We start from the raw sequence: 17,000 nt of genomic DNA on the forward strand, positions 1-17,000 counted from the left end.
TTCTCACGGCGCGTCTTTTGCCTCGCCTCAGCCCTCTGGCCGGCAACGGCGTTCGCGCAGGCTAAAAAGCCGGCCGCAGCGGCGACGGGACCGTCGATGTCTGTCGCTCGCAGCATCATGGCCGGGGCACCGCTCAGCGCCTTCCTGAGCCGCGCCCCGCAAGGTGCCCGCCTCGCGATTGCGCGGCCGGACGATCCGGCCGACAAGGCGATCGTCGTGCTGGAGCCGAAGGTGAGCGTGCCGTCCGTGCAGACGCCGGGCGTCGCGGGCGATTACGAGTTGCGGCTGATGGTGGATCGGGACGGAAAGCCGGCGATCCTGCTGCGCCGGCCGCTCGTCGTCACGGAGCCCCTCGCGACGCTGGCAGCGCCCGAGCGGGTCGGCCGCCGCCAGGCCCTGCCCGTCCGCGGCATCGGCCCGAATGGCGAGCAGGACCGGGTGGTGCTGGTCGCGCCCGATGCGCCGATCGATGCCGAGGGACCGCGCTTCTTCCCCGCCGAGAATGTCGAGGCGACCCTGGAGGCGCCGGAACAGCCCGGGGCCTACGAGTTGCGCTATGTGCTGAACGCCCCGGTCAGCGGCCTGCGTATTCTCGCGCGCAAGCCGGTCATCGTGGAATAGGCCGGGCCGTCGCCCACCCCTGATGCGAGATCGCCAGAGGGGTGGGCTCGGCGCGAACGAGGCTCAGTCCTGGCCCATCGCCTCGCGCTTCTTCAGCAGGTCGTTGAGCATGTCCTGTTGCTCGTTCAGGCGGTCGGCGATGGATTCCTCCCTCGCCGAGCCGGATGCGCCCGACGCCTGCTCCATCAGGTCGGAGATGTTGTTGCGGATCAGCGCGATCCGCTCGTCCAGTTCCATCTTCGAAGCCCCATCCGACATGCCGTGTCTCCCTCTCCGCTCGTTGCTCTGCCCATGACAGGCACCGATCACACCATGACGTGCTCTCTGCGTCACCCACATTGATCTGTGTCACGCCTGGAAGCATCGCCTGCTGCCGTCAACGCGCCGGCGCGGGGCGCCGTTCCCCGACGCCCCATCGCCGAACGAAAAAGCCCGGCCTTGCGGCCGGGCTCGTTCCGCGTGAGGGAAGGCTTGCCGCTCAGGCGGCCATCGCCTTGCGCATGTTCTCGCTGACCTTCTCGAGGAAGCCGGTCGTCGAGAGGAACTTCTGGTCGGGGCCGACCAGCAGCGCGAGATCCTTGGTCATGTCGCCGGCCTCGACCGTGTCGACCGTGACCTTCTCGAGCAGCGTGGCGAACTTTGCGAGTTCGGCATTGTTGTCGAGCTTGGCGCGATGGCTAAGGCCCCGCGTCCAGGCGAAGATCGAGGCGATCGAGTTGGTCGAGGTCTCGCGGCCCTTCTGGTGCTCGCGATAGTGGCGGGTCACGGTGCCGTGCGCGGCCTCGGCCTCGACGGTCTTGCCGTCCGGCGTCATCAGCACGGAGGTCATCAGGCCCAGCGAGCCGAAGCCCTGCGCCACGGTGTCGGACTGCACGTCGCCATCGTAGTTCTTGCAGGCCCAGACATAGCCGCCCGACCACTTCATCGCCGAGGCGACCATGTCGTCGATCAGGCGGTGCTCGTAGGTGATGCCGAGCTTGTCGAACTCGGCCTTGAACTCGGCCTGGTAGATCTCCTCGAAGATGTCCTTGAAGCGCCCGTCATAGGTCTTGAGGATGGTGTTCTTGGTCGAGAGATAGACCGGGTACTTGCGGATCAGGCCGTAGTTCAGCGAGGCGCGGGCGAAATCCTTGATCGACTCGTCGAGATTGTACATCGCCATGGCGACGCCGGCGTCGGGGGCCTTGAAGACCTCCTTCTCGATCACCGCGCCGTCCTCGCCGACGAACTTGATCGACAGCGTGCCCTTGCCGGGGAACTTGAAGTCGGTGGCGCGGTACTGGTCGCCATAGGCGTGGCGGCCGATCACGATCGGCTGGGTCCAGCCCGGGACGAGGCGCGGCACGTTCTTGCAGATGATCGGCTCGCGGAAGATCACGCCGCCGAGGATGTTGCGGATCGTGCCGTTGGGGCTCTTCCACATCTGCTTGAGGTTGAATTCCTTCACGCGGCCTTCATCGGGCGTGATGGTGGCGCATTTCACGGCGACGCCGTGCTTCTTGGTCGCGTTGGCGGCGTCGATGGTCACCTGATCCTCAGTGGCGTCGCGATTCTCGACCGAGAGGTCGTAATAGTCGAGCTGGAGGTCGAGATAGGGGAAGATCAGCGTGTCCTTGATCTTCTGCCAGATGATGCGGGTCATCTCGTCGCCGTCCATATCGACGACCGGGTTGGCGACCTTGATCTTGCTCATGCGGTGACCCCTGCTCTTGCGATGCGACCTTCCGAAACCGCGGGCTTCCGCCCCGGCCAGCGGCTGCAGGCTTCCTAGAGCATCAGGCCGAAAAGGGGAATCGACTTTTCGGCCAACGACCTTTGGAAGAAAGGCATGCCCGCAGCGGCCCGGCAGCCGCCTTTGAAGGCCAGCCCGAACACCCTCATGCTGCACCGCCGCAATATCGGCGCCTTCGCTGGCGATCATCCTGTGTCGCTCATCCGAACCCATGACCGGACGCCGTGCCTGCCATCTCCCGTCTCTGCCTTGGCCGCCTCCTGCCGGCGCTCGCGTTGCTACTGGCTGGTCCGGCCGCCGCCCAGCCCTCGGCCGATTCTGCCCAGATCCCTATTCCGCGTGGCGGATTGCTCGATCCCGAAGCGGCGGAGGCCCTGTCCGCCACCGCCACGGAATCGGTCGAGACGAGCGCGGTGGTCTTCGACCCGTCGCTGGCCGCAATCGGCCGCCTTACGGCTGGTTCGGGCGGGCATATGAAGGCGCGGACGCCGATACCGGTCGACATCATCCGCAACGGCTTCGCCTCGCGAGACGACGTCGGCATGGCTGACCGGGATCGCTCGGTCGGCTTCAGGCTCGGACGGGATGTCTTCTCGCTCTCGACGACGCTGACGAGCCCCGCCACGCCCGGGGCCTCCCGCGACGCCAGCCTGGGCTGGCGCCTGGCCCAGCCTGTCGCCGCCGGAAGCGGCCTCATCTGGGGCATGTCGACGAGCGGCACGACGGCCGTCGGCGCCTCGCCCGAGCAGGCCGGCGACGCGCTGATCGGGTATCGTCAGGAAGTGCTGCCGCACCTCACCTTGACCTCCCAGCTCGGCGTCAATGGCAACTATGTCTTCGCGCCCGGCGACGGCCTCCATTCGGCCCTCACGCCCGAGGTCAAGCTGACGGTCGATCTTGCCAAGGCAGCCGACCTCCCCTGGCAGGCATCGCTCGATCTGGGCCTCGCCCGAAAGCTGCCGCTCGTCGCGAGCGACTACGAGACCAGCGGAACGGCGATGCTCTCGATGAAATACAAGCTTCAATAGCGGAGACGCTCTGCTACCAGCCCCGCGTCCGGCGTCTCAGTCCCTCGCGAAAGGCGCATGCAACGGGGCCGCAAGATGCGCTAGCCTCGGTGCATGATGACCTCTTCGAAATTCGCCCTGATCACCGGCGGCGTGCGCGGCATTGGCGCGGGCGCAGCCCTTTCGCTCGCCCAGGCCGGCTACGATGTCCTGGCGACAGGGCTCACCGCGGAAGAGGTCGCCGCCCCTCCGTCCCACCCCGCGATCCGCCACGCCCGGCTCGACGTGACGAAAGACGACGAGGTCGCGGCCATCGTCGCCGCCTGCCCCCGGATCGACGCGCTGGTCAACTGTGCCGGCATGATCCAGCGCGGCGGCAAGGAATTCGAGATCGACGCCTTTCGCCTGACCATCGAGGTCAACCTCTCGGGCACGATGCGCATGTGCCTCGCCGCCAGGGACAGGCTGGCCGTGAAGTCCGGGGATGGGACGGCCGGCGCCATCGTCAACATCGCCTCGATGCTGACCTTTCACGGCTCGGCCTTTGCGCCGGGCTACGCCGCCTCCAAGGGTGGTATCGGCCAGCTCACCAAATCCCTCGCCGCCGCCTGGGCGCCGGACGGCATCCGGGTCAATGCCGTCGCGCCCGGCTGGATCGAGACCGAGCTGACGCGTCCGCTCGTCGAGGATGCCGCCCGTTCCGCCCCGATCCTGGCCCGCACGCCGATGGGGCGCTGGGGCAAGCCCGGCGATGTCGGCGGCGCCATCGCCTTCCTGCTCTCCGACGCCGCGCAGTTCATCACCGGAGCCGTCCTGCCGGTCGACGGCGGCTATCTGGCCGTCTGAAAACGGCGCACAAACAAGCGCTTGCGGCCATGATTTGAATCGGGCCGTCAGCGGCATGGATGAAAAAGAAAGCAAGGGAGAAGCGCCATGAACACGGGAACCCCCATGCCCGTCGCCGCCAGCCAGGAGGAGCGCTGGACGCCCTATCGCCATCCGCAGCCGAAGGAGTCTCCGCCGGAACTGATCGTTCCGAACGTGATCCCGGAGGATGAGCGCGTCTGGGTGCCGGTCGACGACAATGTCTGGTTCCGCCCGCTGCTCTTCTGCGTGTCCCGTGGCTACTGGATGAACCTGCTGAAGGTCCGGCGCGCAGGCGTGCTCTCGCGCCACCGCCATCCGCTGCCGGTGCACGGCTATGTGCTGAAGGGCAAATGGCGCTACCTCGAGCACGACTGGGTGGCGACCGAGGGCGCCTATGTCTACGAAGCGCCCGGCGAGACGCACACGCTCGTCGTCGATCCCGATGTCGAAGAGATGATCACGATGTTCCAGGTGAACGGGGCGATGATCTATGTCGATCCTGACGGCAAATGCCTCGGCTACGACGACGTCTTCACCCGCCTCGACAAATGCCGCGCCCATTACGCCGGCAATGGCCTCGGCGCGGAGTATGTCGATCAGTTCATCCGCTGATCGATCCGGCCCGGCTCACCGGCCGAGCTTCGCCAGTTCCACGGCGGCTCTCAACTCGATATGCGCCAGCACGTCGTCGAGGCGCGGGTCGTCCGTCGTCTCGCGGCGCAGGGCGAGCGCGTTCTTCAGACGGTCAAGCTCCGAAGGAAGCACGCGGCCCGAAAGGAGCGCCGCCTTGAGGCGGTCGAGCCCGTCGAGCAGGTCGTGCCCGCGACGCGCCTGCTTGCGCTTGCGCTCCTGCTGATCCCCGTCCGCCTGGACGGCGAGCAGCATGTCGAGCGGGCCTGCGGCCGTGACGCCCGCACTGCGTGCCGGCGCGTCGCTCTCGGAAGCGGGAAGCGTGAAGGCGGAGCCGCCCGTGCGCCTCGCCGAACTCGTCGGGCCGACGTTCGAGACGGGCGCGCGCTGGTCGATCCTGATCATGGCGGCCTCGTAAGGATGAGCCGAAACTGCGCCGGCATGGTTAACAGGCGGTAAAGCACCCGGCAGAATGTGCCGCCCCGGCAGGAACGGCAGGCTGCGGCGGCGTCCGCCAATCTGGCACCAGCGGGCAAACATCTGAAAAACAACATCTTTCAAATGCCGTCGATTTGGCATGAGGCTCGCAAGGCAGGTCCGACCGCCATTGCCTCCGGTGCTGAAGAATGTTCCGCAAGCCCGCCCTGACGAAACTGCTGAAGCCCGTGGCCGCCCTGCTGGCCGTGGTCGTCGGCCTGTCGTCACAGCCGGTCTTCGCGCTCTCCCGCATCAAGGATCTCGCTTCCGTCGAGGGCGTGCGGACCAACCAGCTCCTCGGCTACGGCATCGTCGTCGGCCTCAACGGCACCGGCGACACGCTCAACAACGCGCCCTTCACCAAGCAGTCGCTGACCGCGATGCTGGAGCGGCTCGGCGTCAACACCCGCGGCGCCAACATGCGCACCGCCAACGTCGCGGCGGTGATGGTGACGGCGAACCTGCCGCCCTTCGCCACCCAGGGCACCCGCGTCGACGTCACCGTCTCCGCCATGGGCGACGCGAAGTCGCTGCAGGGCGGCACGCTGCTGGTGACGCCGCTGCTGGGCGCCGACGGCGAGGTCTATGCTGTCTCGCAGGGCCCGGTCGCAATCGCCGGCTTCTCGGCCGAGGGCGACGCCAGCAAGATCACCCGCGGCGTCCCGACCGTGGGTCGCATCGCCAATGGCGCCGCGGTCGAGCGCGAGATCGACTTCGCGCTCAACAAGCTATCGACTCTTCGCCTGTCGCTGCGCAATCCCGACCTGACGACGGCGCGCCGCGTCGCGGCCGCGATCAACGACTTCATCGGCGGCGATTCCGCCGAGCCGACCGATCCGTCCACCATCACGCTGCAGATCCCGCCCCGCTTCAAGGGCAACATGATCAGGCTGCTTACCGATATCGAGCAGCTCAAGGTCGAGCCCGACCAGCTGGCACGCGTCGTGATCGACGAGCGCTCCGGCATCATCGTGATGGGCAAGGACGTCCGCGTCTCCACCGTCGCCGTCGCCCAGGGCAACCTCACCGTGACGATCAGCGAGCAGCCGCAGGTCAGCCAGCCCGAGCCGTTCTCCGGCGGCCAGACCGTGGTCACCCCGCGCACCAACGTCAAGGTCGACACCGGCGGCGGCAACAAGCTCGCGCTGGTGAAGGAAAGCGTGACGCTCGCCGAACTCGTCGATGGGCTGAATGCGCTCGGCATCGGCCCGCGCGACCTGATCTCCATTCTCCAGGCCATCAAGTCGGCCGGCGCCCTCCAGGCTGAAATCGAGGTGATGTGATGACTGCCGCTCTCGCTCTCCCGGCTGCCAAGCTCGCCCTCGGCGTCGCCGGCCAGGTCGCCGGAAAGTTTGTCGACGGCATCTCGGGCGCGCTCGACCCAGCCAAGGCGGCCAAGGCGAAGAAGCAGTCCGACGATTTCGAGGCAATGTTCCTCGAGCAGATGACGCAGCACATGTTCTCCAATACCGGCGCCGAAGGCCCGCTTGGCCAGAATGGCGTCGGCGGCGATGTCTGGCGCACGCAGCTGACCAACCAGTACGCCCAGCAGATCCAGAAGGCGGGCGGGATCGGCGTCTCCGATCAGATCCTGCGCGAGATGCTGACCATGCAGGCTCAGGGCGCCCAGGCCGCCAAGGGAGCCTGAGCATGTCGGTGGCGGAACGCATTCTCGACGAGCGGCCTCGCGTCTCGGGCGCCGCCGATGCGCGGGCCCTGATCGAGGCCGTGCTGGAGGCGCTCGGCGCCCTGTCGCACCTGGTCGGCGAGGAGACGGAGCTGGTACGGGCCGGCCGCCTGCCCGAGGCGATGCAGCGCGAGCCCCGCAAGACCGAACTCGCCGGCATCTATATGCGCGGTGTCGAGCAGGTGAAGCTGAACGCGGTCGCGCTGGCCCGCTTCGCCCCGGAGCTGGTGAAGCGCCTGAAGGATTCGCACCTCGCCTTCCAGCTGCTGATCGAGACCAACCAGATCGTGCTCGCGACGGCGCGCGCCGTTTCGGAATCGGTGATCCGCGACCTCGCCTCGGACGCCAACAAGCCGATGCGCGCCGCCGGCTACGGCCCCACGGCATCGGTCGGCGCCGGCCTCTACGCGCGCCCCAATGCCGGCCCTCTGGTCGTCTCGCGACGGCTGTGAGCCGCCGGTTCGGGCGGCTGCCATGGCAAGCGTCAACATTTACCTAATTTTCTAACGGGCGATTCAATCTTTTCTGGCAGCCTTCCCAGGTTCGGGCAGGTCTGCCTGCACACGCCTATGTCGACGAGGCGGCGCGACGGCGCCGTTTTCAACTCCAGAAGGAGTGACACATGGATTTCGGCAGCCCGCCCAGAATCACAGCCATCGCCGGCTCTCCGGCGATCTCGCGTTCCGACGTATCGACCCAGCCCGGCAGCGTCGCAGTCGATCTGGCACCGGAGAAGACCGTCCAGTCTGCGAGTGCCGGCGGCGCGGTCCAGCTCGATATCCGGCCGGAGACGCGCAGGCAGGCGAAGCTGGAGGCGCAGGCGGAACAGGCCCGGGCCTCCGACGACAACGCCGCCCTGCAGCGCTCGCAGCAGGCCCTGCAGCGCCGTGTCGTCATCGAGCAGAACACCCACTCTGTCGTCGTGCAGGAGCGCGACCCCCGCACCGGCGAAACCGTGAGCATGGTCCCCGACGAGGCGACCCTCCGGCTCCGGCTTTTCGCCCGGGCCTTGGCGGAGCGCGGGAAAGCGCCGCCCGTGCCGGGACAGTCGGTCGAGGTTACGGCCTGAAGGAGCTGCGCCGGCGTTGGCTCTTGGACAGGATCGCGCAAGGCCCGCAGCGATGCGGGCCTTTTTCTTGGCCCGCATCGGTTCCGGCAGGGCACCGTGAATTCGTTAACCACATCCTCAGTCGCGCCTGATCACGCGGCATTCGACCGGCGAAATTTACCACTCGTTACGACCACGCCGCGCAGTGTCACCCCGTCGCGGCCAGGATGGCTTCGACGCCAGAAGGCACCATCCCAGAAGGGTTTCAATCATGGCTACTGTTTCTCTCACGTCTGGCGTCCGCGCCGCCCTCGGCTCGCTCAGCTCCATCAAGGACGCCGCCTCGACCTCCCAGTTCCGCCTCTCGACGGGCAAGAAGGTCAATTCGGCGGTCGACGATCCGGTCAACTTCTTCACTGCTGCCGGCCTGAACGACCGCGCCTCGCAGCTGACGAAGAACCTGGACGGCATCTCCAACGGCATCCAGACGATCACGGCCGCCTCGCAGGGCATCGACTCGATCACCAAGCTCGTGTCGTCGCTGCAGTCGACCATCAAGCAGGCTCAGGCCGACAACGCGGCAAACCGTCCGACCAAGGCCGGCACGGCGCTGGCGACGGCTGCGGAAACGGCGTTGAACAGCAAGAGCCTGAAGGACACCGTCCTCGACAAGGCGCTTGCCGACGACAACGGCGCCACCGCCAACACCGCGACGGCCTCCTATGCCGGTAACCTCGGCATCGACACCTCGACCAATACCAACGTTGCCGTCACCATCTCGGCCGGGAATACGAAGTATACCGCCGCCCTGAAGACCGGCGCTACGGTTCGTGACCTCGTCAACGAGATCAACAAGTCGGGCATCGCCACCGCCTCTGTCGATGATGCCGGCAAGCTGAACGTCACCGGCTCCGGCTCCAACACGCTCAAGGTCGGTCTCGGCTCGGGCACGACCGCCGCGGCGGCCGCGACCGACTCCGAGTCGGGCACGCTTAACACCGCGCTTGGTCTGATCGCGGGTGATTACACCACTGGTATCACCGCTACGGGCAACTCGACCGTCCGCTCGAACCTCATCAACCAGTTCAACGATCTGACGGCTCAGATCGACCAGCTGGCTAAGGATGCAGGCTTTAACGGCAAGAACCTGCTGACGGGCGACAAGCTGTCGATTGTGTTCAACGAGAAGACCGGTACCCAGCAGTCGAAGCTGGACGTCCAGGGCCAGACGATCACCGCTGCCAATCTCGGCATCGGCCAAGCCGTCAGCGGCACCGCGACGACCGGTCAGTTCAACATTCAGGATGACACTTCGCTTAGCACGATGGCGGACACGCTGACCGGCGCGCTCACCTCGCTGCGTTCGACGTCGTCGTCGCTGGGCGCGAGCCTCTCGACGGTGCAGACCCGCCAGGATTTCACCAAGAACCTGGCGAACACCCTGAACGCCGGTGCGGACAACCTCGTCCAGGCCGACACGAACCAGGAAGCGGCCAACCTGCTCGCCCTGCAGACCCGCCAGCAGCTGTCCCAGACCGCTCTGTCGCTCTCGAACCAGGCCGACCAGGCGATCCTGCGCCTGTTCTGATCCTTCGTCCGCAGAAGCGGGCAGCCTGCAGAAGGCGGGCCGAAGAACCGAAGCGGCGGGGCGAAAGCCCCGCCGTTTTCGTTTGCGCGGATCGCGCCGGGACGTCGCGCCCGCCCCGTTAACCAATTTTTATCCTTAACAAAGCATTGTCGGTCGAGATCAAACCGCAAGCGCCGAATCGCGCTGTAGGGGACCGAACGATGGCGAATCCGATTCTCACCAGCGGCGTCAGGCAGAATCTTCTGACCCTTCAGCAGACCCGCGACCAGCAGTCCGTTATTCAGAACCGGCTTTCGACGGGCAAGAAGGTCAACTCGGCCATCGACAACCCGGTGAATTACTTCACCTCGCTCGGCCTCAGCGACCGGTCCAGCGCCCTCACCGGCCTGCTCGACGGCATCTCCAACGGCATCCAGACCATCACGGCCGCTTCTCAGGGCGTGGACGCGATCGCCAAGCTCGTCCAGTCGCTGCAATCGACCATCAAGCAGGCGCAGGCCGATACCGCAGCCAACCGCCCCGCCGCCATCGGCAGCGCGACCAACGGCACGATCACCGTCGGCGGCAAGATCGGCGGCACCACCTATACCGGCAACAAGAGTGCGAAGGACATCGCTCTCGACACCACGCTCGGCGGCGCCGGTAGCGCGGCGTCCTACAATTCCACGACGGGCGTCACCACGGATGCGACGCTCGGTCTCGGTGCCAACATCACCCTTTCGATCCGCGCCGGCAGCACCACCTTCGTTTCCACGACGCTGACGGGAACCTCCACGATCCGCGACGTCGTCAACGAGATCAACCGCTCCGGCATCGCCAACGCATCGATCGACTCGAGCGGCAAGCTGAACGTCACCGGCACGGGCTCTTCCACGCTCCAGATCGGTATCGCCAGCAACGCAGCGGCCAACACCGCGCTCGCCAACTCGCAGAGCGACACCAACAGCCAGAACGATCTGCTCGGCCTGCCGCTGACGACCGCGAACACCGGTATCCCGGCTGCCGCGGGCAATTCGACGGTCCGCACCAACCTGATCAACCAGTTCAACGACCTGACGAAGCAGATCGACCAATTGGCGAAGGATGCCGGCTATAACGGCAAGAACCTGCTCGCCGGCGACAAGCTGTCGATCATCTTCAACGAGAAGACCGGCACCAACCAGGCCAAGCTCGATGTCCAGGGCGAAACCATCACGGCGGCCAATCTCGGCATCCTCCAGGCGGTCAGCGGCACCGCCGTCACCGGCCAGTTCAACATCCAGGACGACAACGCCCTGACAAACATGTCCGACATCCTGACCAGCGCCCTCACCTCGCTGCGCTCGACCTCCTCGACGCTCGGCTCCAGCCTGTCGGTGGTGCAGACCCGTCAGGACTTCACCAAGAACCTCGCGAACACGCTGACCACGGGCGCCGACAACCTCGTCGCGGCCGATTCCAACGCGGAAGGCGCGAGCCTGCTGGCCCTCAATACCCGCCAGCAGCTCTCCCAGACCGCATTGTCGCTGGCCAACCAGGCCGACCAGGGCGTCCTTCGCCTCTTCCAGTAAGGGGCTCCCGCCCCTTTTCCCTCCAGCCAGAAGGCTCAAGGCAACATGGCTCTCAAGGTCGAGCTCAAGCCGCGTGAACGGATCATCGTCGGCCAGGTGGTGATCCGCAACGACGAGCAGCGCACGCGCTTCTTCATCGAGGGCGACGCGCCGATTTTGCGCGAGAAGGACATCCTGACCGCCACGACGGCCGATACGCCGGCGAAGAAGATCTACTTCGCGATCCAGCTGATGTACCTGGCGCAGGACCCGACGCACCAGCACGAAACCTTCTTCACGCTCGTACGCGAGTTCCTCGAAGCTGCGCCGAGCGCTCTGCCGCATATTCACGAGATCAATAACCGCATCTTAAGCGGCGACCTCTACAAGGCTCTGAAGGCAGCCAAGAAGCTGATCGCCTACGAAGCGGATCTCATCGAGCATGCAAAACGGGTTTAACGCCTACGCCGCCGCCGCCAAGACCGCCCAAGCCGTCGTTTCTCCTCGAGAGCTCGAAGCCTCCCTCCTGATCAAGGCCGCGACACGGCTCCAGATCGTTGCCGACGACTGGGAAGCGCGCAAGCGTGACCTAGAGGAAGCCCTGACCTATAATCGCCGGCTCTGGATGCTGCTCGTCAGTGCCGTCACGGCGGAGGACAATCCGCTCCCGGTCGGAATCAAGCAGAACATCCTGGCTCTGGCCAATTTCATCTTCAACCAGACGATCCAGATCAGCATCACTCCGCAGGCGCAGAGCCTCGGCGTGCTGATCGGCATCAACCGCGACATTGCCGCAGGCTTGCGCGGGCGCTGAGCCCGACCACCTCCGCGAACGAAAGAAGCCGCCCGTTCGGGCGGCTTCTTTCGTTGTGAGACAGGCGACCCGGATCCCGCTCAGAGGTAGCTGGTCAGCGTCAGCTTCGAGAGCATCGCGGTAACCTGGTAGCTCGACTGGAGCTGGGTCTGAACCGCCAGGATCTGGGCCGCGACATCTTCCTTCGACACATTCTGGACGCCGGACAGCGTTGTGGTCAGGTAATCCTGGGTCGTCTGGTGCCGGGTTTGCGCGCCTTTCAGCGCAGCCTGCGCCGAACCGAGTTCGGTGATGATCTCCGTCGGCTTCTGCGCCGTTCCTCCGAAGCCCAGCCTGTCGTTCACCCGGGCCGCCATGGCTCCATAGCGCGCCTGCGAGTTCGGGTCGGCGGCCGAGAAGGTTTCCGCCGACATGATGGCGAACTGGGCGAGACCGATCTGGAAGGCCTGCTCGTTCGCCCGCGCCCCGACGCCGACGCGCTGGCCCTGGTCGACCTGCACCGTCGAGGTGCTGCGGGCCGGATCGGAGCCATCGTCGCCCTTGTACCAGATCACCGTTGCCGTCGCCGCCGCGCCGGTATTGGAGGGCGGCGCCGTCGCCGTCGCGAAGGGCGGGCCGGGCACGCGCACCGGAGGGTTGCTCGCGCTGCCGGCGAAGAAATTCTGTGCCGCGACCTGGGAGGAAGCCGCCGAGAGCGTGGTCTGTGCCTCCGTGCCGAGCGCCGCACCGATGGCCGCCCGCAGATTCGCCGCCGTCGTGTTGACGTCGGGCCCGATCTCGAAGGTCGTGGAGGCCGGGCCGTTGCTCCCGTTCGCGCGCGCCGTGAGCTGGATGGTCGTGGTCGTGCCGTCGGGCAGGTTGAGCCCGATGCTGAGCACGTCTCCGACCAGCGGCTGGGCGGTGACGTTCACGCCGACATCGGCCGGGGGCCCGGCATTCAGCGTGGTGGTGATCGCCGTGCCGGTCGCGTTGGCGGTCGCGATCTTGAAGCCATAGGGGTGGACCGTCGGTTCTTCCGAGATCGTCGCCGTCGTGCCGCTGCCGCCGACGGTGAGCCGCCCCAGTCCCGAGCCGAGATCGGCCTGACGGCGCTCGTCGATCAGTTGCTTGACGCCGGCCCTGCCCGCGCCGTCGCCGTTCATGATCCGGTCGAAGCTGGCGGTCGGCTCGGTATCCGTGGTCTTGCCGGAGAACAGGTAGCGCCCGTTCACCGAATTGTTGAGGATATCGAGGGTCTGCTTCAGCTTGTCCGTCGCCAGGACCTGCGGGCCCGTCTGTCCGGTCGAACTGGGCAGATAGGAGTTGGCGGTCATGTTGTTGCGGGCGTCGCTCGCCAGCTTGCCGAAGGTGCTGACGCCGTCCGACATCAGCTTGAGGTTCGTGCTCGACAGCTGAATGCCGTGCAGCCAGGAATCGATCGTCGCGAGCTTGGCGTTGAGGTCGAGGCTGACCGTGCGGTCGGTGCCGAGGCCGCCATAGGTCGTGCTCTTCTCCTGCGTCGCGAGCTGACGCTGGAGATCGTCGAACTGCGCGCGCTGGCCGACGAAGCTCGGGCCGCTCGCGGCGCGATAGGCGCCAGTCCCATAAGCGTTGATGGTCATCGCGGCCTCACACTCTCATCAGCACGTCCATCATCTCCTTGACCGTGGAAATGATGCGGGCGTTGGCGGCATAGGCATTCTGCAGTTCGATCAGCTGCGACATCTCCTGGTCGACGCTGACCTGCGAGGTCGCCTGGAAGCGGCTCTGGATCGCTGCGAGCGCGACCTGCTGCCCCTGGTCGAGGCTCTTCGCGGAGGCGACGACCTGCCCCTGCGACGAGACGACCCTCTGCACATAGGAGGAGACCGTCATGCTCGAGCTGGCATTGCCGCCGTCGAGCCCGACCGCGTTGGTGAAGGAGCGCTGGCTCTTCGTCAGCCTGTCCAGCATCAGCTGCGGCCGGGTGGCATCGCCCTGAGCGGTCGCCGGGCTGGTGCTGTAGACCGACAGCAGCGAGCGGTCGGCGATCAGCGCGGGATTGAGGGTGATGCGCCCGGCGTACCCGACCGTCTGGGAAACGCCTTCATAGGACCCGGTAAAGGCCTTCAAGCCGGAGCCGTCGACGAAGAAGGGCAGTTCGGCAGTGCCGCCGGCGGAGGAGAGCGCCGTGCTGGTCGGCCGCGCCGTCAGGCCCAGCACGTCGCGGGTGCCCGTCGCGCCGTCGTCGAGGATCTGCAGCGTCGAGCCAGTGGCGGAAACGGAGAAGCCGCCTCCGATCGCCAACTGGATCTGGGAGGCGACCGACGCCATGCCGCCCGAAAAGTCGATGCCGACGACCTGGTTGTTGACGTCCCCCTGTGCCGAAGCCGGCAGCGGCAGGGATGCGTTCGACTCGACGCGCACGAAGGTGAAGCGCCGCGTCTGCCCGCCCGGTGTGATCTGGTAGTCGAGCGTGATCGTGTTGCCCGATTGCAGGCCGGTGAGGTCGACCCCGAAGCCGCTCTGGGCTCCGCTCGTCGCAGCCGTGCCCGCGACCTCGCGGTCGGACAGCGCCTTCGACATCTGTGCGGCCATCTCGTCGAGCTGGCCCTGGGCCTGCACCAGCGTCTTGTCGCGCAGCTCGATATTGGCCGCGATCGAGCCCGAGCGGAAGACGTTGTTGGCGATCGCATCCGACGAATTGCCGGAGGCGTCCCGGATCGTGATCGTGCCGACGCCGCGCTGGGCCGGGTCCGTGCTCCAGCGGTCGCCGGGCCGCACATCCGAGTGCTGGTCGAAACCGAAGGTGACCGAGGCCTGGCCGTCGAAGATCTGGACGCCGGAGCCGGTCACGACGCTCACCGCGCCGCGCGCATCCTCGGTGGTCTTGATGTCGACATATTGCGACAGCTCGGAAAGGATCGAGTCGCGCTGATCCTTGAGCGTCGCGGCCGCGCTGTCGTTCTGGCTGGAGACGACGCGGGCATTGACCTTGGTCAGCGCGCCCAGCAGCTCGTTGACCTTGGCGACGGCCGTGCCGATCCCGGCCTCGGCTTGCGTCCGCAGGGCCTGAACGCCGTTAGACAGCGTGTTGAGCTGCCGTGCGAGCGTGCCCGCCGCGTCCAGCACCTGGGAACGCAGGCTATAGGAGGAGGGATCGTTCTGGAGGCCCTGAAGGGCGCCCGTGAACTTGTTGTAGATCGTATCGAGCGCGGTCGCGCTGCCGGGCGCACCGTAGAGCTGATCGAGATTGGACAGCGCCTTGGCGCGGGTCGAGGTATAGCCGGCCCCGGCCGATTCCTGCCAGAGCTGGCTCTGGACGATGGTGTCCAGCAGGCGCTGGACCTGCGTGTTCTGAACACCGATCTGCTGGCCGGAGAGGCTGTCGGCGGTCGAGACGACACGACGCACATAGCCCGCGGTCCCGGCATTGGCGACGTTCTGCGAGACGACGCCGATGCCGACCTGCGTGGCGTTGAGCCCGCTGATCGCCGTGCCGAGAGAGGTGCTGAGCCCCATCGCCAACTCCTGTCGTTACCAACGACCCTCCTGGGCCGCCAGACTGCGCCGCCTCAGCGGATGATGTTGAAGACCGAGGACAGCATTTCCTGAGCGGTGCTGATGACCTTGGTGTTGGCCGAATAGGCCTGCTGGGTGACGATCATCTTCGAGAACTCGTCGGCGATGTCGGTATTGGACTGCTCGACATTGCCGCCGACCATCTGCGAGGTCCCGAGCCCGATGATCGGCGCGCCGGATTCGATCGTTTCCTCATATGCCCCGCCATCGAGCCGCTTCAGCGAGTTATCGGCGTTGAAGCGCGCGACGGAGATTTGGGCCAGAGCCACGACCTGGCCGTTCGAGAACGTGCCGATCACCTGCCCTTCGGCGGAGACCGAGACGCGGTCGAGCGTACCGGCCGTGTAGCCGTCCTGGCGAATGCTGCGCGCGTTGATCTGCCCGCTGACGTCACCGTTCTGGGTCAGCCCGTTGCCGCCGGTGGTGAGATTGATGCCGGAGATACTGGTGCCGTTGATCGTCATGGTCGGCAGTGTGATATCGCCCGTGCTGGGCGACACCATCTGCCCGGTCGTGCCGAAGCTGACGGTCTGGCCAGCCTGGACATAGGCGACCTGGCCTGCGGTCGTCGCGCTGGTGTTCTGTGCGACGAACAGGCCCCAGGTGCCGGTGGTGACCGGCGGACCGGCATTGCCGTTGTCGATCTTGGCCCAGCGCATTTCGACGCTCGTCGCTTTGCCGAGCGTGTCGTAGACGGTGACCGATCCGCCGGGGATCGAGGTCGCCAGGAAGCTGCCGATGTTGTTGCCCATCACGGCGGCATTGGCCGCGTAAGGGTTGGGCGCCGTGCCAGCCGCCGTGACCGAGGCGGGGTTGAGGAATTCGGTGCCGCCCTGCGTCTTCTGTGTCGTCCCCGGCACGGCCGGGATATTGGCGCGGTACTCGATCGAGGTGGTGGCCTTGGCCGGGAACTGCTCCTTGGTGATGCGCAAGACCTCCGGCTGCGTCCCGACGAGCTGGCCGGTGACCTGGTCGATCTTCAGGCCCTTCAGGAAATACCCTGCGCCATTGACCAGATAGCCGTTGGCATCGAAGTCGAAATCGCCGCGGCGCGTATAGAGGTTCTTGTTGCTGAAGGTGGTGCTGGCGCCGACGCCGCTCTGGCGCTGATCGACCACGAAGAAGCCGTCTCCGTTGAGCGCGACATTGGTGTCGATCCGGGTGGCATTGAGGTCGCCCTGGATCGTGTTCGTCGCCCGGCTGTAGGCGGCGACCGAGCCCGAAATCTGCCGGTTCAGAGCCGAATCCGGCACCAGGTCTGAAAAGGTCGTGTCCACGCGCTTGTAGCCGGCCGTGCGGGAATTCGCGATGTTTCCGGAGATGTTCTCCAGCGCATAGGACTGCGCCGTCATCCCCGAAACCGCTGTCGTCAGCGCACTGAAAACACCCATGGAACCCTCACCTCGACCGGCACACCCGCAAGGGCGGCCCACAACTCGAGGCGAAATTCTGCACGCCGC

At 66.3% G+C, this 17,000-nt stretch carries 18 protein-coding genes; 12 read left to right on the forward strand and 6 right to left on the reverse strand.

What is annotated here, in order from left to right; all coding sequences use genetic code 11:
- Positions 1-96: 96 nt before the first annotated feature.
- On the forward strand, positions 97-621 hold the full coding sequence (locus tag BW981_RS05305; protein ID WP_139333638.1) for a hypothetical protein: 525 nt from the start codon (positions 97-99) through the stop codon (positions 619-621).
- Positions 622-684: 63 nt separating this feature from the next.
- On the opposite strand, the gene BW981_RS05310 is transcribed toward BW981_RS05305, so the two are convergent.
- Both BW981_RS05310 and BW981_RS05315 read right to left on the reverse strand, forming a co-directional pair.
- Positions 685-879 carry a hypothetical protein gene (locus tag BW981_RS05310; protein ID WP_076437017.1) on the reverse strand — a complete coding sequence of 65 codons (195 nt, stop codon included), beginning with the start codon at positions 877-879 and terminating at the stop codon, positions 685-687.
- Positions 880-1,099: 220 nt separating this feature from the next.
- A complete protein-coding gene (locus tag BW981_RS05315; RefSeq protein ID WP_076437019.1) occupies positions 1,100-2,314 on the reverse strand; it encodes an NADP-dependent isocitrate dehydrogenase in 1,215 nt (404 codons plus the stop codon).
- Positions 2,315-2,577: 263 nt separating this feature from the next.
- Here BW981_RS05315 and BW981_RS05320 point away from each other — a divergent pair, with 263 nt between their 5' ends.
- The 3 genes from BW981_RS05320 to BW981_RS05330 all read left to right on the forward strand — a co-directional run bounded on the left by BW981_RS05320 (position 2,578) and on the right by BW981_RS05330 (position 4,839).
- A complete protein-coding gene (locus BW981_RS05320) occupies positions 2,578-3,381 on the forward strand; it encodes a hypothetical protein (RefSeq protein ID WP_139333639.1) in 804 nt (267 codons plus the stop codon).
- Between the two features lie 93 nt (positions 3,382-3,474).
- Positions 3,475-4,206 carry an SDR family NAD(P)-dependent oxidoreductase gene (locus BW981_RS05325; protein WP_076437023.1) on the forward strand — a complete coding sequence of 244 codons (732 nt, stop codon included), beginning with the start codon at positions 3,475-3,477 and terminating at the stop codon, positions 4,204-4,206.
- Positions 4,207-4,293: 87 nt separating this feature from the next.
- Positions 4,294-4,839: a 2,4'-dihydroxyacetophenone dioxygenase family protein gene (locus BW981_RS05330; protein ID WP_076437025.1), complete on the forward strand. Its 546-nt coding sequence runs from the start codon at positions 4,294-4,296 to the stop codon at positions 4,837-4,839.
- A gap of 15 nt (positions 4,840-4,854) precedes the next feature.
- Here the strand turns inward: BW981_RS05330 and BW981_RS05335 are convergent, their stop codons facing one another.
- A complete protein-coding gene (locus BW981_RS05335; protein ID WP_139333640.1) occupies positions 4,855-5,262 on the reverse strand; it encodes a flagellar assembly protein FliX in 408 nt (135 codons plus the stop codon).
- 221 nt (positions 5,263-5,483) lie between these two features.
- Here BW981_RS05335 and BW981_RS05340 point away from each other — a divergent pair, with 221 nt between their 5' ends.
- The 8 genes from BW981_RS05340 (at position 5,484) to flaF (ending at position 12,000) form a co-directional block, all read left to right on the forward strand.
- Positions 5,484-6,617, forward strand: coding sequence for a flagellar basal body P-ring protein FlgI (locus BW981_RS05340; RefSeq protein WP_076437027.1), 1,134 nt, complete (start codon positions 5,484-5,486; stop codon positions 6,615-6,617).
- A complete protein-coding gene (locus tag BW981_RS05345) occupies positions 6,617-6,982 on the forward strand; it encodes a rod-binding protein (RefSeq protein ID WP_076437029.1) in 366 nt (121 codons plus the stop codon). The genes BW981_RS05340 and BW981_RS05345 overlap by 1 nt, the downstream gene beginning before the upstream one ends.
- Before the next feature lie 2 nt (positions 6,983-6,984).
- A complete protein-coding gene (locus BW981_RS05350) occupies positions 6,985-7,473 on the forward strand; it encodes a hypothetical protein (protein WP_076437031.1) in 489 nt (162 codons plus the stop codon).
- A gap of 170 nt (positions 7,474-7,643) precedes the next feature.
- Positions 7,644-8,090 carry a hypothetical protein gene (locus BW981_RS05355; RefSeq protein ID WP_076437033.1) on the forward strand — a complete coding sequence of 149 codons (447 nt, stop codon included), beginning with the start codon at positions 7,644-7,646 and terminating at the stop codon, positions 8,088-8,090.
- Between the two features lie 184 nt (positions 8,091-8,274).
- A complete protein-coding gene (locus tag BW981_RS05360; protein ID WP_244560232.1) occupies positions 8,275-9,657 on the forward strand; it encodes a flagellin N-terminal helical domain-containing protein in 1,383 nt (460 codons plus the stop codon).
- A gap of 200 nt (positions 9,658-9,857) precedes the next feature.
- Entirely contained in the window at positions 9,858-11,207 is a 1,350-nt protein-coding gene (locus tag BW981_RS05365; RefSeq protein WP_076437035.1) for a flagellin N-terminal helical domain-containing protein, read from the forward strand.
- Positions 11,208-11,252: 45 nt separating this feature from the next.
- Positions 11,253-11,645 (forward strand): flagellar biosynthesis repressor FlbT, encoded by a 393-nt coding sequence (gene flbT / locus BW981_RS05370; protein ID WP_076437037.1) that lies wholly within the window; start codon positions 11,253-11,255, stop codon positions 11,643-11,645.
- Positions 11,629-12,000 carry a flagellar biosynthesis regulator FlaF gene (gene flaF, locus BW981_RS05375; protein WP_076437039.1) on the forward strand — a complete coding sequence of 124 codons (372 nt, stop codon included), beginning with the start codon at positions 11,629-11,631 and terminating at the stop codon, positions 11,998-12,000. The genes flbT and flaF overlap by 17 nt, the downstream gene beginning before the upstream one ends.
- 80 nt (positions 12,001-12,080) lie before the next feature.
- Here the strand turns inward: flaF and BW981_RS05380 are convergent, their stop codons facing one another.
- The 3 genes from BW981_RS05380 to BW981_RS05390 are packed head-to-tail and all read right to left on the reverse strand — an operon-like array spanning position 12,081 to position 16,931.
- Entirely contained in the window at positions 12,081-13,601 is a 1,521-nt protein-coding gene (locus tag BW981_RS05380) for a hypothetical protein (protein WP_076437041.1), read from the reverse strand.
- 7 nt (positions 13,602-13,608) lie between these two features.
- Entirely contained in the window at positions 13,609-15,480 is a 1,872-nt protein-coding gene (gene flgK / locus BW981_RS05385) for a flagellar hook-associated protein FlgK (protein WP_076437043.1), read from the reverse strand.
- A gap of 53 nt (positions 15,481-15,533) precedes the next feature.
- Positions 15,534-16,931, reverse strand: coding sequence for a flagellar hook protein FlgE (locus BW981_RS05390; protein ID WP_076437045.1), 1,398 nt, complete (start codon positions 16,929-16,931; stop codon positions 15,534-15,536).
- Positions 16,932-17,000: the final 69 nt, after the last annotated feature.

Source organism: Allobosea sp. TND4EK4 (assembly GCF_900156025.1).
Lineage (GTDB): Bacteria > Pseudomonadota > Alphaproteobacteria > Rhizobiales > Beijerinckiaceae > Allobosea.